This window comes from Natronomonas salsuginis (assembly GCF_005239135.1).
GTDB classification, from domain to species: domain Archaea; phylum Halobacteriota; class Halobacteria; order Halobacteriales; family Haloarculaceae; genus Natronomonas; species Natronomonas salsuginis.
In genome coordinates, this window is record NZ_QKNX01000001.1 from 377,870 (window position 1) to 395,917 (window position 18,048).

Here is an 18,048-nt window from a genome sequence, read left to right on the forward strand (position 1 = left end):
CCCGAGACATGGTTTATCTGATGAAATGAAACATAAAAAACCAAGGGGTGAGTGGATTTGCTACAACGACTGAACGCCGGTACTGTCGCCGAGGCCAAAGTCGGCGGGTTCGGAGCAGATGGTTACTCTAATCCAAAATATAATACCATTAAAAGGTACATTAGCAGTATGAAACGCCGGAAGTTCGTGGCGACTTCGGGGGCGGCGCTCCTCGCGGGTTGTAATGAAATTCAAGGACCCGACCCCGACCCCGATGATCCTCGCCCCCCCGAAAACGTATCAGAAGAAGAATCACCAGAGAGCGGTCCGGTGGGGGATGTCGAAATTAAACAATTTGAATGGATTATTGACGGGAAAATATCTCAATTCCTTCTAAGTAATGTCGGTGAGGCTCCGGCTGGTCGGGTAACGCTGGTCGTTCAATGGTTTGATGCAAACGGGAATTATATCGGGAGTGATCAAGCGTCCTTACCGGTTCTCCCTCCACAAACTGCATGGCTCATAGAAATTGAATCCTCGGTGCCCTTTGAGACTGATAGTTTTGATGGGTATGTCGAATTTGACCCTCAATATGAGATGGATGACCTCCCCGTCGAATCACTTGATATTGATCAAAGTGTGCCCGGAGTTACGGGTATTGCCCCCCTCGACCGCGACAGCGAAACGGCAATTCAGGCAACGGTTCTTACATTTAATTCTGGGTGGGTGACACACGCGGGGCAGATTACTGAAAACCATATCCCTGAAAGTACAAATTGGCGGTTTTTAATCCCCCTTACGCAAGTCGGGGGTGATGAATCGTCGATAGGAGACGACGAAATAGAACTCTACTTTTCACTTCTTGAATAGAGGTTACAACGACTGCACGCCGGTACTTTCGCTACCCCTAAGATATATAATCTGACGCTTTACTAAAATCGGTATGGGGAAGAATTCGGCTCAGATGGTAAACCAGCAACCCAGAGAGTAAACTTAGCCGCGGAGAGTAAGTGGTGGATATTTCATTTTATAATCACGATGTACATTCCGGCTATTTTTATTGCTCTTGCAATAACTCCATATCTCCCGGTGGCTATCGCCGATACGCTTCTATTCAGTTTGGTGGGTGTGGCTTTTATTGCAGTCTGGGGGTCATTAATCGGCTACCATGCCGAAGCCAGAATCATGAAAGAAAACAACGCCGACTGGGTGCCGGGAACGTGGCTTTATACTATCGGTCACTTCTTAATAACACCATTTGTCGCCGCCCCGATCTACTTGATAGACCGATGGCTTGCTATTGGGATTGATTGGAGTCATCTAAAATTGTAGGAGACGGTGATTTAGTTATTTGCTGATGGGAGCTGCTTGAGGCCGACCTCGTTTTACCGGTTAGTTCTCGAACACTCGCCCTGTCGATGACCACCGCATGACGACCCACAGGAGGGTCACAGGCCACGATGTGAAGATCAACTGGCCGATGATCCACGGCCACGCCCGTTGAGACCACGCGATATTATTGTCGCCTGCGGTTCTCCAGTAGGTGAAAAATGATGCTAATCCCGAAACGACTGTAGCAAGAAAAAACAACCACCCGACTGCGGCAAACAGTTCGCCAATGGGGTTATTGATCCTAGAAGCTATTATTAACACAACGGCGATAGGAAACGAAATCGTATGCATCACCGGCCACGGAAGCTTCATAAACCGCTTGAGCATACTATTTTTCGGCCCCCATCCGTATTAAAATCGATTAAACTTTATCGAGGCCGACCTCGGGGAGGTGACCGATCGCGCCGACGCCGAGGCCGCGAGCGCCCAGCGCCGACCGGATCACGCTCCAGTCGGACACGTCGGCAATCCGCTCATACTATCTCCCCTCCTCTAGTTGCCGCTGGTTTTCTTCGGGGGCCTCATGAACCGTCGTCACACCCTCTTTGATTACTAATTGTGTCGTGTTATCGAACTCCGACGTACCAACGACGACAACGCGCGCCGCTACCAGTTTTGATCTCCCCGCCGGGCGGTGTCGCGAAACGGGCTACCAGACGAACCGAAACAGCGCGGTGAACGCCACGTAGGCCCCGACCGTCGAGATGATCGGGACGACGTTTTGCATGATTATCACGCGCCCGGTCGTCGTGGGGTCGAACAGATCCGCTGCGCCCGGGATGTCCGCGGGGTCTTCCTCCCCGATCGGCGGCGCTTTCTCCCCGGGCTGTTCTGCGGCCAGCGCACCGACGGAGACGTTCGTTTCCTGCTCTCCGCGGACGACCTCTGGGATGGTCGATGTTCGGGTTGCACGCCCCCAGCCGAGCCCCACGATGGACGTCGTCGCGATGATCACGAACGAGGCCGGAATACCGATCGCCGAGAGCCCGACGACGATCGTCGAGGAGATGATCGCGACGACGATGGCCGCGGTCAGCGGCAGTTCCGTGATGTCATTGCCGAGCGTATCGAGCGTCCGTCGGGCGATGGTGAACGCGCCGACCGCGACGGCGGCGCAGCCGAGCAGGATCATCAGGTCGATGTCGACGCCGGCCCCGACGAGCGGTGCGATGGCGTTCGCGATGTTCGAGGTCCCCGACGAGAAGGCCATCAGACAGCCGATACCGACGACGATGACGGCCCCCGTGAGTTCCCGTCGGGTGGTGTTAGGCCCGGGCGTCGGTCGTGGGACGACCCCGGTTCGGTCGATCTCGACCAACGGCCCGGGCGTCGTGGTGATCGCCACCCATCTGTTGATCCGCGTGTAGAAGTAGCGTCCGACCATCCCGGAGACCCAAAACCCCACGATCGGGGCGACGATCCACCAGACCGCGATCTCGCCCATCACGGCCCAGTTCAACGCGTCCGTAGCGACGCCGAGCCCGGCGATCGCGCCGACGGCAGTCATCGACGTGGACGCGGGCACGCCGTAGTAGTTGCCGACGAACAGCGCGCCGCCGATAAAAAACAGCACCACGATGCTGGATTCGATGGTGAACACGCCGGGGTCGGTGACCAAGTCGTTCCCCAGCGTGTCGACGACCTGTCTCCCGATCGTCCAGCCGCCGATCAAAAAGAAGGCCGACATCAGCGCAGCAGCGCCGGTCTTCGAGATCGCGCCCGCACCGACGGCCGGACCGAAGGCCGGACCCGTAGTCGCCCCACCGATGTTGAACCCCACGAAGAGGGCGACGACGATACCGACGGCAAGCAAGAGGAGTTCGAACACACTAGAAACACTCGTCGGACGCTATTAAACGACCCCATCCGCGTCAGGGCACGAACGCGAATGGAGGCCTTTTCCCGTCACGGGACCGATTGTTCGGGTATGACATCAACGACTACACTGGCAGGGGTCGATATCCGATGAACCCGAAACGCGTCGACTTCATCGTCGATCTCGCCTACGGTGTCGCGATCCTCGCCGCCATCGCGCTGATCGTCGTCGTTGAGACGGGGATCGGTATCGCGTTCGGGCTCGGTGTGATCCTCTCGTACGTCATCCACATCGTGTGGAAGATGGCCCGCTTCGATCCGGACTGGATGACGAGAGAGGTCGCGGATCGAGTCGAGAAGACGGTCGGCGACACAGTGGGTAAAGAGGTCGAGAAGACGGTCGGCGAAACGGTCGGTAAGGAGGTCGAGAAGACGGTCGGCAAGGAGGTCGAAAAGACCGTCGGGGACACGGTGAGCAAAGAAGTCGAGAAGACCGTCAGCGACACGGTGAGCAAAGAAGTCGAAAAGACGGTCGAGGACACGGTGAGCAAGGAGTTCGAGAAGACCGTCGAGGACACCGTCGGCAAGGAAGTGGAGAAATCTGTGGGCGAAAAAGTCGAGGAGACAGTCGGTGAGACAGTCGAGAAGACTGTCGAAGAAACGGTCGGTGAGACGGTCGAGAAGACCGTCGAGGAGACGGTTGGCGAAAAGGTCGAAGAAACCGTGGAGGAGACGGTCGAAGAAACCGTGGAGGAGACGGTTGGCGAAAAGGTCGAAGAAACCGTGGAGGAGACGGTTGGCGAAAAGGTCGAAGAAACTGTGGAGGAGACGGTTGGCGAAAAGGTCGAAGAAACTGTGGAGGAGACGGTCGAAGAAACCGTCGACGAAAAAGTCGAAGAAACCGTTAAAAAAGCAGTTGACGAGGGCGACGACGAGTCGCAGTAGCGCGGTTGTCCTTTTACTGCCGTGCCCGTTCTCCCCGTCGACGTTCCGTCCTCACCGAACGACGGTGACGGGAACTGGCGATCGACGGACGATCGTTTCGGCGACGTTTCCGACGATCAATCGCTCGGCGAGCGTGCCGCTGTGGCTCCCGATGACGACCGCGTCGAACTCCTCCGCCACGTCGACGATCGTTCTCGCCGGATGCCCGATCCGCACTTCGGTTTCGATCTCCCGGTCGTGCTCGGCGGCGATCTCGGCGGCGCGCGCCATCACGTTCTTCGCGTGGTCGCTCGCTTCCGCCTCGGGGTCATCGGCGAGTGCGACGTTGGCCGCCTCCCCCATCATCGAGGAGGGTCCACCGACGACGTGCAGAACGGTTATCTCAGCCGTCGGATGCGCATCGAGCGCGTGTCGGAGCGCTTCTTCCGATAGCGCGGAGTCGTCCATCGGCACCAGTACGCGAGCGAGCATGCGTCATGCTACGCAGAGCCAACCAATAAACGCCGGGTTCGTCGTCGTCTGAACCGAAGCGGAAGAAATCCAGGATACCGAACGCCCGGTTCGAGATCCGGCCTCAGATGAACGTTTCGATGTGGTCGGCGACCTCGTTGGGCGTGTCACCGACCGGAACGCCCGCGTCGTTCAGGGCGTCGATCTTCGATTGGGCGGTGCCGGTGCCGGAGCCCGACACGATGGCCCCCGCGTGACCCATCCGCTTGCCCGGCGGCGCGGTTCGACCGGCGATGAAGCCGGCGACGGGCGTGTCCATGTGTTCGCCGATGAACGCTGCGGCCTCCTCCTCGTCCTCGCCGCCGATCTCACCGCACATCACGACGGCCTCGGTCTCGGAATCGTTCTCGAACAGTTCGAGAGCGTCGATAAAGTCCGTTCCGATGATCGGGTCGCCGCCGATCCCGACCGCGGTCGTCTGCCCGATCCCGCGCTGGGTGAGGTTGTCGACAACCTGGTAGGTGAGCGTCCCGGATCGGGAAACGAGTCCGACGTTCCCGTCGGCGAAGATGTTGCCCGGCAGGATGCCGAGTTTGGCCTCGCCGGGGGTGATGAGGCCGGGGCAGTTCGGCCCGATCAGGTGGGTGTCGGTCTCGCTGAGTTTTCGGTAGACCTTCGCCATGTCCTGTTGGGGGACCCCTTCAGTGATGGCGACGGCGAGATCGACGGGCGAGTCGAGCGCCTCGAAGATCGCGTCGGCTGCGAAGGCCGGCGGGACGAAGATGACCGAAGCGTTGGCGTCTTGCTCCCGGACGGCCTTGTGAACGGTGTCGTAGACCGGGACGCCTTCGACCTCTTGGCCGCCGCGTCCGGGCACCGCGCCCGCGACGACGTTCGTTCCGTATTCAAGCATCTGGCCGGTGTGGAACTTCCCCTCACCGCCCGTGATACCCTGTACCACGACGCGCGTATCGTTGTCGACAAGAATGCTCATTGTTCTTCCTCCGCGTAGCTGACGGCGCGCTGGACGGCGTCCTCGAGCGTTCCCTCGACCGTTACCAGGTCCGTGTTCAGAATCTCCATGCCCTCCTCGGCGTTGGTCCCGGCGAGTCGGACGACGACCTTCTTCGGGATCTCATCGAACTGTTCGAGCGCCTCGTTGATCCCCTTCGCGACCTCGTCGCCACGGGTGATCCCGCCGAATATGTTGAACACCACGCTGTCGACGTTTTCGTCGGAGAACACCATGTCGAGGGCGTTCGTCACGCGCTCGGCCTTCGCGCCGCCGCCGATGTCGAGGAAGTTTGCGGGTTCGCCGCCGTAGTAATCGACCAGGTCCAGCGTCGTCATGACGAGCCCGGCACCATTGCCGATGATGCCGACGTTGCCCGACAGTCGAACGTAGTCGAATCCGTACTCGTTTGCCTTGGCTTCGAGTTCGTCGCTCGCGGCCTCCTCCTCCATCTCCGCGAGATCGGGCTGCCGAAACAGCGCATCCTCGTCGATGTTCATCACCGCGTCCGCGGCGATGACCTCGTCGTCGGAGGTAACCATGAGCGGGTTGACCTCGATATCCGTCGCGTCCTTGTCGTCCCACAGCTGGTAGAGCTGGGTGAGGATCGACGCGACGTCGTTCGCGACCGTGCGGTCGACGCCGGCGTCGAAGACCGCCTTTCGGGCCTGGTAGGGATGCATGCCGAACGCGGGATCGATGTGCTCTCGAACGATCGCGTCGGGGGCCTCCTCGGCGACCTCCTCGATGTTGACGCCGCCGCGGGTCGAGACCATCGCGACGGGCTTGCCCTCGGTTCGGTCCATCGTCACGCCGACGTAGAGCTCGTCGGTGAAGTCGACGGCCGCCTCAACCAGCACGCGGTCGACGTGCAGTCCCTTGAGATCCATCCCGAGAATCTCGTCGGCCGCCTCGCGAGCCTCCTCGGCATCGTCGACGAGTTTGATTCCGCCGGCCTTGCCGCGGCCGCCGACCTGTACCTGCGCTTTGATTGCGACCGGATAGCCGATCTCGCCGGCCGCCTCGACCGCGTCGTCGACGGTCGAGGCGAGCTGCGAGTCCGGAACCGGGATCCCAGCGTCGGCGAACACGCCTTTCGCTTGGTACTCGTGAAGTTTCATCGCTAGTTCGCCCGAAACCTCGAACGACCCGGAGTTAGTATTACCGGAACCGATCGGCTCTCGTCGCGTCGAAGATCCCGCAAATCACGCCATCGCGTTAGGCCATCGATCCGGTGAGCACGTCCGGTCGATCGGCGATGACGCCGTCGACGCCGGCCTGCGCCAGTGTCTCTGCTTCGTCGGACGAGTCGATCGACCACGCCGTGACGCTCATTCCCGCTCGGTGGGCGTCCGCGACGACCCGACCGGTACAGCGCTCCATCGACGGGTGGAAATACTCGCAATCGAGATCGATCGCTATCTCGATCCCCTCGGCCGCCGCGTCGTCCGTCAGGTACGCACGCGGTACCGTCGGGTCGATCTCACGGCAGTCCGCGAGCACGTCGCGCGAAAACGACGAGACGATCGCCTGTGGGTGATGCGCGTCGATCAGTTCGAGCGCGTCCCCTCCGGTCCCCCGCTCCTTGAGCTCGATGTTGACGCCCACGTACGACGGAATCGCTCGCAGCGCTTCCTCGAGCGTCGGGACGCCCGCTCCGGTCCCGAGGACGTCCAGCGCCTCGAGCTCAGCGAGCGTGTGTTCGGCTACCGGACCGTGGCCGTCTGAGACTCGATCGATCGTCTCGTCGTGGATGACGACCAGCTCACCGCTCCCGCACCGCCGAACGTCGATCTCGACCTCGTCGGCGACGGCTGCGGCGGCTTCGACCGCTTTGAGGGTGTTTTCCGGATACGCCGATCGAAATCCCCGGTGCGCGATGAGACGCATACACGCGCCGTGTCGGGCGGAACCGGTAAGTGCGTGTCGTCTCGGTGCGGCGCTCGATCGCCCCGTGACGGCACGCGAACCGGCAGTGGCCGACCACGACCTCGACGGTTCAAACACGTATATAAATCCGCGCCGTAGGGTGGAAGTTATCTTGCCCCCGGACGGTCGATCTGTCGCTCCGGCCGCGCGGCGATTCTATAACGGAACGCCTTTTTCGGTGCTGGTCGTTTCCCGAGCAAGACCAACACATGACTATGGACGAAAGCATCGACGAGGTACGCGACAAAAAGCGCGAAGCCGAACTCGGCGGCGGCGAAGAGCGCATCGAAAAGCAACACGAGAAGGGGAAGCTGACCGCCCGAGAGCGGATCGACTACTTCCTCGACGACGGCACCTTCGAGGAGTTCGACCAACTGAAGACGCATCGCAGCACCAACTTCGACATGGACGCCGAGAAGCCCTACGGCGACGGCGTCGTCACCGGGTACGGCGAGGTCGACGGTCGAACCGTTTTCGTGTTCGCACACGACTTTACCGTCTTCGGCGGCTCGCTCGGCGAGGCGTTCGCCGAGAAGGTGTGTAAGGTGATGGACCGCGCCGTCGAGACCGGCGCACCGATCATCGGGCTCAACGACTCCGCCGGAGCCCGAATTCAAGAGGGGATCGACTCGCTCGCGGGCTACGCCGACATCTTCCACCGCAATCAGAAGGCTTCGGGGGTCGTCCCGCAGATCTCGGCGATCATGGGTCCCTGCGCGGGCGGTGCGGTCTACTCGCCCGCGATCACCGACTTCATCTACATGGTGCAGGAGACGAGCCACATGTTCATCACCGGCCCCGACGTGATCGAGACGGTCACCGGTGAGGAGGTCGGCTTCGAGGAGCTGGGCGGAGCTGGAACCCACACCGCCGACTCGGGCGTCGCGCACTTTTCGGCGGCCGACGAGAAGGAGGCGCTCGACGATATCCGATACCTCCTCTCGTATCTCCCCTCGAACAACGTCGAGGACCCGCCCCGCGTCGAACCGTGGGACGATCCGGATCGTCGCGACGACGAACTCGAGGAGATCGTCCCGGATCAGCCGCGAAAGCCCTACGACATCGTCGACGTCATCGACCGGATCGTCGATGAGGACTCCTTTTTCGAGGTCGCCGAGGCCTACGCCAGAAACCTCGTGACAGGGTTCGGCCGACTCGACGGTCGATCCGTCGGCATCGTCGCGAACCAACCGCGCGTCAACGCCGGCACACTCGACATCGACGCCTCGCTGAAGGGCGGGCGGTTCGTCCGCTTTTGCGACGCGTTCAACATCCCGATCGTCACGTTCGTCGATGTCCCTGGGTTCATGCCCGGCACCGACCAAGAGCACAACGGGATCATCAAACACGGCGCGAAGCTCCTGTACGCCTACAGCGAGGCCACGGTTCCGCTACTGACGGTCATCACCCGGAAGGCCTACGGCGGCGCGTACGACGTGATGGCGTCGAAGCACCTCGAAGCGGACGTCAACTACGCGTGGCCGACCGCCGAGATCGCGGTCATGGGGCCGAAGGGCGCTGTCAACGTCCTCTACCGCGACGAACTGGCCGACGCGGACGACGTGGAGGCCCGCCGCGAACAGCTCATCGACGAGTACCGAGACACCTTCGCGAACCCCTACACGGCCGCCGAGCGCGGCTTCGTCGACGACGTGCTCGAACCGAAGGACACCCGCCCGCGGCTGATCCACGATCTGGAGATGCTCGAATCGAAGCGCAAGGATCAGCCGGACAAGAAGCACGGGAACATCCCGCTGTGACGATGCACCTCGACATCCCCGACGACGCGGACGAAGCCGAGGCTGCCGCGATCACCGCCGTCTTCCGGACGCTCGCTGCGGAAGCCGAGGCGGCGGTGAGCCAGGGCTCGACTGAACCGCCGCGGGACCGGTGGGGGTTCACCGGCCGGATCGAGGCCCTCCAGAGCCGCCGGGTCCGCGCGCCGATCGACGCGCCGCGCGACGACTGGGCGGCCGCCGGGCGCACCGACCGATTCTAACTTTTCCGGACATTCGGTTCGGTGTCGATCGATAGAATAAGGTGCTCGCCGTAACACCGATTCGACAACATGTTCGACAAGGTGCTCGTCGCAAATCGCGGCGAGATCGCGGTTCGCGTGATGCGTGCCTGTGCCGATCTCGGCGTAGACACCGTCGCGGTGTACAGCGACGCGGACAAACACAGCGGCCACGTTCGATACGCCGACGAGGCGTACAACGTCGGTCCCGCGCGTGCGGCCGACTCGTATCTTGATCACGACGCCGTCATCGAGGCCGCCGAGAAGGCGGGTGCGGACGCCATCCACCCGGGGTACGGCTTCCTCGCGGAGAACGCGGAGTTCGCCGCGGCCGTCGAGGCCACCAACGGCGTGACGTGGGTCGGCCCCTCCTCGACGTCGATGGAGCAGGCCGGCGAGAAGACGAAGGCCCGCAAGGTGATGGACGCCGCCGACGTGCCGATCGTCCCGGGGACGACAGACCCGGTCACGTCCGCCGACGAGGTCCACGCGTTCGGCGACGAACACGGCTACCCGATCGCGATCAAGGCCGAGGGCGGTGGCGGCGGCCGCGGGATGAAGATCGTCCACGACCCCGAAGAGGCCGAAGCCCAACTCGACGCCGCGAAGCGCGAGGGGGAGGCGTACTTCGACAACGACTCCGTGTACCTCGAACGCTACCTCGAGAACCCGCGTCACATCGAGGTCCAGATCCTCGCCGACGAACACGGCAACGTCCGCCACTTGGGCGAGCGCGACTGCTCGCTCCAGCGCCGCCACCAGAAGGTCATCGAGGAGGGCCCATCGCCCGCGCTCTCGGACGAACTCCGCGAGAAGATCGGCGAGGCGGCCCGCCGCGGCGCGGACGCGGCCGACTACTACAACGCCGGGACGTTCGAGTTCCTCGTCGAAGAGGAGGATCGGGCGGACGACGAACTGCTCGGTCCCGACGCGAACTTCTACTTCCTCGAAGTCAACACCCGGATTCAGGTCGAACACTGCGTCACCGAGGAGCTGACCGGCATCGACATCGTCAAGTGGCAGCTGCGGGTCGCCGCGGGCGAGGAGATCGACTTCGAGCAGGACGACGTCGAACTCGAGGGCCACGCGATCGAGTTCCGGATCAACGCCGAGAACGCCGCCGAGGAGTTCGCGCCGGCGACGGGCGGCACGCTCGAAACCTACGACCCGCCGGGCGGGATCGGCGTTCGCCTCGACGACGCGCTCCGACAGGGGGACGATCTCGTGACGGATTACGACTCGATGATCGCGAAGCTCATCGTCCACGCCGGCGACCGTCAGGAGTGTTTCGCCCGCTCGGAGCGGGCGCTGGCCGAGTACGACATCGAGGGGATTCCGACGATCATCCCGTTCCACCGGCTGATGCTTGAGGACGAGGCGTTCGCGGCCGGGACGCACACGACGAAGTATCTCGACAACGAACTCGACCCCAAGCGGATCGACACCGCCCAAGAGAAGTGGGGCGGCGACATCGAATCGAGCGATTCGGACGAGGAGACGGTCGAGCGGGAGTTCACCGTCGAGGTCAACGGCAAGCGCTTCGAGGTCAACCTCGAGGAGAGCGGCGCGTTCGCTGCGATGGCCGGCGGCGGCAACCCGACGTCGAGCCCCACGGCGCAGCGGCCCTCGCGCGGTCGAGGCGACAGCAGCGACGACGGTCCCGAGATCTCGGCGGACGGTGAGGTCGTCCGCGCGGAGATGCAGGGGACGATCCTCTCGGTGAACGTCGAGGAAGGCGACGAGGTGGCCGCCGGCGACGTGATCTGCGTTCTCGAGGCGATGAAGATGGAGAACGACGTTGTCACCGAGACGGGCGGCACGGTCACCGAAATCGCCGTTTCGGAGGGCGACTCGGTCGATCAGGACGATCCGCTCGTCGTCCTCGAGTAGTCGCGACGCGTGACCGGAGCCCGACGACGATTTTCAAACGCGCGTTTCTCGGGACCGTTATCCGTACGCGCCGCGTGAACCACCGCATATGCAGGCCACTCGACGACGAATCCTGGAGTCGCTTTCCGAGGCCCCGGTTTCGGGTCCGACGCTCGCCGACGAACTCGACGTTTCGCGCGCCGCAGTCTGGAAGCACATCGAAGCGCTTCGAGAACGGGGATTCGAGATCGACAGCCGCGAGGACGGATACGTCCTGTTGGGAACGCCGGAGTTCGGCGGTGCCAGCGTCGAATACGGCCTCGACGCGCCGTTCGATATCGAGTACCACGATTCGATCGGGAGCACGAACGACCGAGCCAGGGAGTTGGCCGCAGCGGGCGAGTCGAACGTCGCTGTGCTCGCGGACGAGCAGATCGGCGCTCGGGGGCGGCTCGATCGCGAGTTCTCGTCACCGTCCGGGGGGATCTGGATCAGTTTCGTGTGTCGGCCGGATCTCCCGCCGGCACAGGCGCCGATCTACACGCTCGCCGCGGCCGTTGCGACGACCGAAGTCCTCCACGACGTCGGCGTCGACGCGGGCATCAAGTGGCCCAACGACGTCCTCGTCGACGGCGAAAAGCTCGTCGGGATCCTCACCGAGATGGAGGGTGAGGCCGATCGGGTCTCGTGGATCGTCGTCGGGATCGGGATCAACGCGAACGTCGATGCCGACGCCGTGCCGGACACGGCAACGACGATCCGCGAATTGATCGGCGACGTCGACCGGGCGGCACTGACGCGCGCGTTGATCGAGCGGTTCGAGGAGCTACGGAACGCGCCGGAATCCGTGTTGTCGGCCTGGCGCGACACGGCGACCACGCTCGGTCAGCGCGTTCGCGTCGAGACTCCCGGCGGGGATGTCGTCGGGGAGGCGCTCGATATCGAGTTCCCGGGCACGCTCGTCGTGGCGACAGACGACGGGGAGGAACGCGTCTCCGCGGGCGATTGCGAACACCTCCGCCCGACCTGAGAGTTGGCTTTGTTTCGGCCTATTCGAGCGCTTCGGTCACCGATGGATCAGCCGTGACCGGTTGTTCGTCGGTGGCTTTCGCCGGCCGTTCGATGGGTTCGCCGACCCGGACGGTCATGATCGGGATCGTCGCCGAACGGACGACTCGCTCGGCCACGCTCCCAAGCAGCAGGCGGTTGAGTCCGCCTCGACCGTGTGTCCCCATGACGACGAGGTCACAGCCGATCTCCTCGGCGTACGTCAGGATCTCACGGCTCGGTGGGCCGTCGACCATCGCCGTCTCGACCCGATCGGCCGTCGACCGACTCTCGGCGGCTTCGAGCGCAGCGTCCCCGTCCTCGCGGAGCATCACGCCGACGCTCTCCCACGAGGTCTCCATCGGCAGGTTCGCGAACGACGCTGTATGGACGGCGTACACGAAGTGGACGGTCGAACCGTGAACGTCGGCGAGCTCCGAGGCGGTGTCTATCACCCGGGCCATCCCCTCCGATCCGTCAGTCGGGACGAGTATCGTATCAAACATAGGTACCACACCACATGATAATATGTCTTCCGCCTACAAACCGGTTTCGACCGTTCACGCGCCGTCTATCGGTCGATTTAGCCCAATATAACGTTCGTAACGTCGTCGACGCCGGCGCGTCTGACCACGGCTCGGACGGGATCACGCGCGCCACAGAGGTTGTCCGAATCCCCGTCGAGGACCTGGAGTCGGGCGTCCCGTCCGGGTTCGATGACGCCGTAGTTCAGTCCCGCGATCTCCGCGCCGGCAGCGGTCGCCATCCGCAACACCTCGGGGGCGGAGACGTCGCACAGCTTCGAGACGAACTCCATCTCGCGGAACATCGACGGGCTGTTCAACATCACGTTGTCCGTCCCGAGTCCGACGGTCGTCCGTTCGACGAGCTCCGCGACCGGCGGGACCCCCACGTCCGTGACGAGGTTCGAGCGGGGGCAGACGACGACCGGAATTTCGCTGTCCTCGATTCGCTCGAGGTGCAGCCGTTCCGCGTAGACCATGTGGACGAGGAAGTCGGGATCGAGGTCGAGCGCCGAGTTGATGTCGTAGGGGTCGCGCTCGCCGGCGTGGATGCCGAACAGCTTGTTCTGCGCTCTCGCCGCGGTCCGCTCGGCCGAGAACTCGCCGTCGCGCGCGCCGCTGGCGCCGTAGCCGTCGGCGACGTCGAGGACGTCAATCTCGTCTCGACCCATCACGATCGGATCGATGTCGAGCGTCTCGACCGCTGCAGAGAGCGCCTCGACGCCCGCCACACCGCCCTCTCGGAACTCGATGAACGCGCCGGTTCCGCCGGCGATCATGTACTCCAGCGAGCGCCGCATCGCTTCGGCCAGTTCCTCACGCGAGGCCTCGGCAAGCAGCCGGTGTTTCAGCCCGTCCGGCGGTGCGACGAGTTCGTCGAGCGAGAGGCCGCGGCCGGCCTCCTTGGCGATTGAGTCGCCGATGTGCGTGTGCGCGTTGACGAACGCCGGACAGATGATGGCCGACGACGCGGTTTCCGCCTCCTCGATCGCCGTGATCTCGCCGTCCTTGACGACGACCCGGCCCTCGACCGGCTCGTACTCGGGGCCGGCGAGTATCGTTCCCGAAAGCTCCATACGGGTCCCTGGATCCCCCCGGTTAAATCGCTTGTAGCTTTCGTCCGGCCAGGCGGCTCAAAACTCGTCGAGCGTCGTGTTGATCCCCTTGCGAACGTCGACGACGAGGGCGTCCAGATCCAGTCCAAGCGTCTCCTCGGCCGCCCGTCCGACCGCGTCCGTCGCCTCCTCGGGCGCGTACACGCCGAGTCGCCACTGCTCCTGTTGCACCCGCCGGAGCGCGTCCACGAGCGTCGATTGGGTGCCCAGCGTCCGGACCTCGCCGTTGACGACGACCCGACTCGTCGACTCGCGCATCCGGGGGCGATCGGGGACGTCGATGATGACGGCGTCGGGCTCAACGCCGGCCCGCGTCGCGATCTGCCGCTCGAACTCGCCGCGCGCCTCGTGATCGGCGTCGAGGAGCTCGTCCGGAACGTCCTGAAGCTCCGCCCAAATCGCCCGCTTGTACAGCGAGCGGGTGTCGAGACGGGTCGCAAACGCCGCCGTCTCCGGACACGAGCGGAGCGCGACGCGCAACGCCGCGTCGTCCATCCTGCGGAGCGTCTCGGCGGTCGCCTCCTCGGTTTCTAGCAGCCGCTCCGTCGCCTGTCTGAGCATGGCCTTCGAGATCCGGGCGACGTGATGATTGTAGACGACCGGGTTCATCAGCGCCCGCGCGACGAGCAGCGACTCGGCCGTCTGCACGTTCCCCTCGCCGAGCACGAGCTCCCCGTCGACGAACCGGAGTTCGCGGATCAATCGCCCGGTGTCGATCGTTCCGTACGGGACGCCCGTGTGGTGGGCGTCGCGGACGAGGTAGTCCATCCGATCGACGTCCAGCTCCCCCGAGACGAGCTGGCCGAACTCACCATCGCCGGCGATGAGGTCCGCGACCGCCCCCGGATCGATGTCGTGCAGCGCGAGCACGCGGGCGATCTCGCCCTCCTCGAGGAGGTCGTCGACCTCGTCGTGCATCCGCCCCGTCAGCCGCGCGATGATCGACTCGATGTTGTGGCTGAACGGCGTATGGCCGACATCGTGGAGGATCGCCGCGGCCCGGAGCCGCTCCGCCTGCGCCCCCTCGATCCCCAATCCGTCGAGCGCGGCGTCCGCGAGGTGATAGACGCCGAGGGAGTGCTCGAACCGGGTGTGGTTCGCGCTCGGATACACCAGCCCGACGGTCCCGAGCTGTTTGAGCCGTCTGAGCCGCTGGACCGGAGGGGTATCCAGAAGCTCCGCTGCGACTCCCTCGACGGTGATGTGGTCGTGAACGCTGTCCTTGATCGTGACCATCCGCGTCAAGGTTCGTCGCCATCCGTTAAAAACGGTCGCGCCGAATCCGTGGCTGTCGATCCGACCCCCGACGGTCAGATTGAAATCCGTCCACATGATAGCGGTAGTATGGTAACCTTCCTCGCCGGCGGTACGGGGACGCCGAAACTCCTCCGGGGATCGAAGCCGGTCTTCGCCCCCGAGGAGACCCCCGCCGTCTGTAACACGGGCGACGACGTCGAACTGAGCGGCGTCCTCGTCTGCCCCGATATCGACACCGTGTTGTTCTCCGAAGGCGGCCTCCTCGACCACGAGACGTGGTGGGGGATCGACGGCGACACCACGGCGACGCACGCGGAGATACGCCGGCTCACCGACGCGGCCGGACTGTCAGGGGGGCCGCGATATCTCCCTCCGGAGGCCCAGACGAGCGGACGCGACATCGCCCGCTACAGGCGGTTTTCGGGCGTGGGTGAGTTCATGGAACTGGGCGACCGCGATCGGGCAATTCACGTCACGCGCACCGGTCTGCTCGACGAGGGGAACTCCCTCACCGAGGTGACCGAGACGCTCGCGGACGCGCTGGGCCTCGAGCGCCCGGTCCTGCCGATGAGCGACGACCCCGTCGCCACGATCGTCCACACCGACGAGGGGCCGATGCACTTTCAGGAGTTCTGGGTGGATCGGCGGGCCGACCCCGATATCGAGCGCGTCGAGTTCCGAGGTGCCGAGGACGCCGAACCGACCGACGCCGCCCTGGCCGTCCTCGACGCGCCCGTCGTGATCGGTCCCTCGAACCCGGTGACGAGTCTCGGCCCGATGCTCGCCATGGACGCGTTTCGGTCGGCGCTCGAATCGACGCCCGTCGTCGCCGTCTCACCGTTCGTCGAAGATCGGGTCTTCTCCGGACCGGCTGGCGATCTGCTGGCCGCCACGGGCCACGATCCGTCGACGACCGGCGTCGCCGCGGCGTACCCCTTCGCCGACGCCTTCGTCCTCGACGACGACGACGGGACGGAGCTCGACCGGCCGGTCGTCCGAACCGACACCGAACTCGGCGACCCCGAGGACGGACTGCGCGTCTGTCGGGCCGTCCGCGAGGCCTTCGAGGCGATCGACGTGGGGGTCACCTGATGTTCGAACCGCGCGTCGCAGTCGCCTCACTATCAGGCGAATCCGACGCCGAGTGGGCGCTGACCGCCGAACCGTATGTCGGCTGTGCCTTTCTCGGCGGGCTGGCACTCGATGCCCCCACGCGCGCTGCCGCCCGAGCGCTCGCCGATCGCGAACGCACCGAGTTCCTCCCCGACTCGCCGATCCGCTTTCTCGATCGGCAGCTCTCGTCGCTGGCCGACGTCGACCTCACGCCGGCGTTCAACGTCCGGAGCGTCGATCCCGCGGCGACCGCCGAGGCCGCGGCCGTCTGTGCCGATCACGGCGCGATTCTCGAGGTGAACGCCCACTGCCGGCAGCCGGAGATGTGCGACGCGGACGCGGGCGAAACGTTGCTCAGGGACGAGGAGCGCCTCCGCGAACAGGTCGCCGCGGCGTCGGACGCTGGCGCGACGGTCAGCGCCAAGGTCCGCGCCGAGGTCCCTGGCGTCGACTTGCCCCGCCTGTCCCGAGCGCTCGTCGACTCGGGCGCGGACGCCCTGCATATCGACGCCATGGACAGCGAACCGATCGTCACCGAGGTGGTCTCGGCCGCCCCGGAGGCGTTCGTGATCGCCAACAACGGCGTCCGGGATCGGCGGAGCGCCCACGAGTATCTCGAATACGGTGCAGATGCCGTCTCCGTAGGTCGCCCCTCGGACGATCCGGCAGTCCTGAAGCGCGTCCAAGCCGCCGTCGACGGCTGGTTCGATGCGGAGGCGACCGAGCCAGCCGACCCCGGAGTGACGCCCGATGCGTGACCCGGCCGAGAACGCACAGCTCGCGCTGTTGCTCGAAGTGACGGGGACGCCCAAGCCTGGAAACGTCGACCGACGCCGCGACCACGAGAACCTCCGCTTCGAGCAGTTCATGGCCGGTGCGGTCGGGGCGTTCGAGGGGCTGCGCGCGGCGGCCGACGGCGAGCCGATCGGTCGTGCCTTCGAACGGGCAGTCGAGGGGATGGCCGACCAGTCCGGCGGGAACACCCAGTTCGGCGCGCTCTTGCTCACCGTGCCGCTGGTCCGGGCGGCCGCGACGCACCGTCTCACGCCCGAAGGCGTCGCGGAAACGGTGAGGCGGACGACCGTCGACGACGCCTGCGGGTTCTACCGGGCGTTCGAGCACGTCGATGTGGCCGTCGACGATCCGCCAGAGGACCTGGCGGCGTTGGACGTTCGACGCGGCACGGCGGCCGTCGAGACGCTCCGCAGGCGGGAGATGACGCTGTACGACGTGATGGAACGGTCCGCCGATCACGACGGCGTCGCCGCCGAGTGGCTCTCGGGATTCGAGCGGAGTTTCGAGGCCGCAACCTGGCTGCTCGAAAACAGCGGCCCCATCGACCGGCGCGTCTCGCGGACGTTCCTCCGACTGCTCGCCGACGAGGAGGACACGTTCGTCGTCACGCGAAACGGGGCGGACGCCGCGGCGGAAGCGACCGAGCGCGCACGCGCAGTTCTCGACGGCGCGGAGGACGCCGACGCGCTCGCCGGTGAGTTCGTCGACCGCGACATCAACCCGGGGACGACGGCCGACATCGTCGCCGGGGCGCTGTTCGTCGCCCTCGAACGCGGGTTGGTGGTGTGA

At 64.4% G+C, this 18,048-nt stretch carries 17 protein-coding genes; 9 read left to right on the plus strand and 8 right to left on the minus strand.

Annotation, left to right across the window (positions count from 1 at the left end; genetic code table 11):
- Positions 1-168: 168 nt before the first annotated feature.
- Positions 169-849 (plus strand): FxLYD domain-containing protein, encoded by a 681-nt coding sequence (locus tag DM868_RS02185; RefSeq protein ID WP_137275215.1) that lies wholly within the window; start codon positions 169-171, stop codon positions 847-849.
- Between the two features lie 1,171 nt (positions 850-2,020).
- On the opposite strand, the gene DM868_RS02195 is transcribed toward DM868_RS02185, so the two are convergent.
- Entirely contained in the window at positions 2,021-3,199 is a 1,179-nt protein-coding gene (locus DM868_RS02195) for an inorganic phosphate transporter (protein ID WP_137275217.1), read from the minus strand.
- Between the two features lie 137 nt (positions 3,200-3,336).
- Here DM868_RS02195 and DM868_RS02200 point away from each other — a divergent pair, with 137 nt between their 5' ends.
- Entirely contained in the window at positions 3,337-4,131 is a 795-nt protein-coding gene (locus DM868_RS02200; RefSeq protein ID WP_137275218.1) for a hypothetical protein, read from the plus strand.
- Between the two features lie 51 nt (positions 4,132-4,182).
- On the opposite strand, the gene DM868_RS02205 is transcribed toward DM868_RS02200, so the two are convergent.
- The 4 genes from DM868_RS02205 to DM868_RS02220 form a co-directional block, all read right to left on the minus strand.
- A complete protein-coding gene (locus DM868_RS02205) occupies positions 4,183-4,602 on the minus strand; it encodes a universal stress protein (RefSeq protein WP_137275219.1) in 420 nt (139 codons plus the stop codon).
- A gap of 103 nt (positions 4,603-4,705) precedes the next feature.
- Positions 4,706-5,575 carry a succinate--CoA ligase subunit alpha gene (gene sucD, locus DM868_RS02210; RefSeq protein ID WP_137275220.1) on the minus strand — a complete coding sequence of 290 codons (870 nt, stop codon included), beginning with the start codon at positions 5,573-5,575 and terminating at the stop codon, positions 4,706-4,708.
- Positions 5,572-6,714 carry an ADP-forming succinate--CoA ligase subunit beta gene (sucC, locus tag DM868_RS02215; protein ID WP_137275221.1) on the minus strand — a complete coding sequence of 381 codons (1,143 nt, stop codon included), beginning with the start codon at positions 6,712-6,714 and terminating at the stop codon, positions 5,572-5,574. Before sucC ends, sucD begins: the two co-directional genes overlap by 4 nt.
- 97 nt (positions 6,715-6,811) lie before the next feature.
- On the minus strand, positions 6,812-7,483 hold the full coding sequence (locus DM868_RS02220; RefSeq protein ID WP_137275222.1) for a glycerophosphodiester phosphodiesterase: 672 nt from the start codon (positions 7,481-7,483) through the stop codon (positions 6,812-6,814).
- A 248-nt stretch (positions 7,484-7,731) separates the two neighbouring features.
- Here DM868_RS02220 and DM868_RS02225 point away from each other — a divergent pair, with 248 nt between their 5' ends.
- The 4 genes from DM868_RS02225 (at position 7,732) to DM868_RS02240 (ending at position 12,438) form a co-directional block, all read left to right on the plus strand.
- On the plus strand, positions 7,732-9,282 hold the full coding sequence (locus DM868_RS02225) for an acyl-CoA carboxylase subunit beta (RefSeq protein ID WP_137275223.1): 1,551 nt from the start codon (positions 7,732-7,734) through the stop codon (positions 9,280-9,282).
- A 2-nt stretch (positions 9,283-9,284) separates the two neighbouring features.
- Positions 9,285-9,521, plus strand: a complete 237-nt coding sequence (locus tag DM868_RS02230) for an acc operon protein (protein WP_137275698.1) — start codon at positions 9,285-9,287, stop codon at positions 9,519-9,521.
- A 69-nt stretch (positions 9,522-9,590) separates the two neighbouring features.
- Complete coding sequence (locus DM868_RS02235; protein ID WP_137275224.1) at positions 9,591-11,429, plus strand: acetyl-CoA carboxylase biotin carboxylase subunit; 1,839 nt, start codon at positions 9,591-9,593, stop codon at positions 11,427-11,429.
- Between the two features lie 88 nt (positions 11,430-11,517).
- Positions 11,518-12,438 carry a biotin--[acetyl-CoA-carboxylase] ligase gene (locus DM868_RS02240; protein WP_137275225.1) on the plus strand — a complete coding sequence of 307 codons (921 nt, stop codon included), beginning with the start codon at positions 11,518-11,520 and terminating at the stop codon, positions 12,436-12,438.
- A 19-nt stretch (positions 12,439-12,457) separates the two neighbouring features.
- Here DM868_RS02240 and DM868_RS02245 read toward each other — a convergent pair whose 3' ends face one another.
- From DM868_RS02245 to DM868_RS02255, 3 genes are all read right to left on the minus strand, one after another.
- Positions 12,458-12,961: a universal stress protein gene (locus DM868_RS02245; protein WP_137275226.1), complete on the minus strand. Its 504-nt coding sequence runs from the start codon at positions 12,959-12,961 to the stop codon at positions 12,458-12,460.
- Positions 12,962-13,038: 77 nt separating this feature from the next.
- A complete protein-coding gene (locus DM868_RS02250; protein WP_137275227.1) occupies positions 13,039-14,055 on the minus strand; it encodes an amidohydrolase family protein in 1,017 nt (338 codons plus the stop codon).
- Between the two features lie 57 nt (positions 14,056-14,112).
- The gene (locus tag DM868_RS02255; protein ID WP_137275228.1) at positions 14,113-15,330 is read right to left on the minus strand and encodes an HD domain-containing protein; all 1,218 of its coding nucleotides are present in this window, start codon (positions 15,328-15,330) and stop codon (positions 14,113-14,115) included.
- 108 nt (positions 15,331-15,438) lie between these two features.
- Between DM868_RS02255 and cofD the strand changes: the two genes are divergently transcribed.
- From cofD to DM868_RS02270, 3 genes are read left to right on the plus strand one after another with little or no spacing between them, the layout of a single operon-like run.
- Entirely contained in the window at positions 15,439-16,443 is a 1,005-nt protein-coding gene (gene cofD, locus DM868_RS02260) for a 2-phospho-L-lactate transferase (RefSeq protein ID WP_137275229.1), read from the plus strand.
- Positions 16,443-17,222 (plus strand): tRNA-dihydrouridine synthase, encoded by a 780-nt coding sequence (locus DM868_RS02265; protein ID WP_137275230.1) that lies wholly within the window; start codon positions 16,443-16,445, stop codon positions 17,220-17,222. Before cofD ends, DM868_RS02265 begins: the two co-directional genes overlap by 1 nt.
- Positions 17,215-18,048: a triphosphoribosyl-dephospho-CoA synthase gene (locus DM868_RS02270; protein ID WP_137275231.1), complete on the plus strand. Its 834-nt coding sequence runs from the start codon at positions 17,215-17,217 to the stop codon at positions 18,046-18,048. The genes DM868_RS02265 and DM868_RS02270 overlap by 8 nt, the downstream gene beginning before the upstream one ends.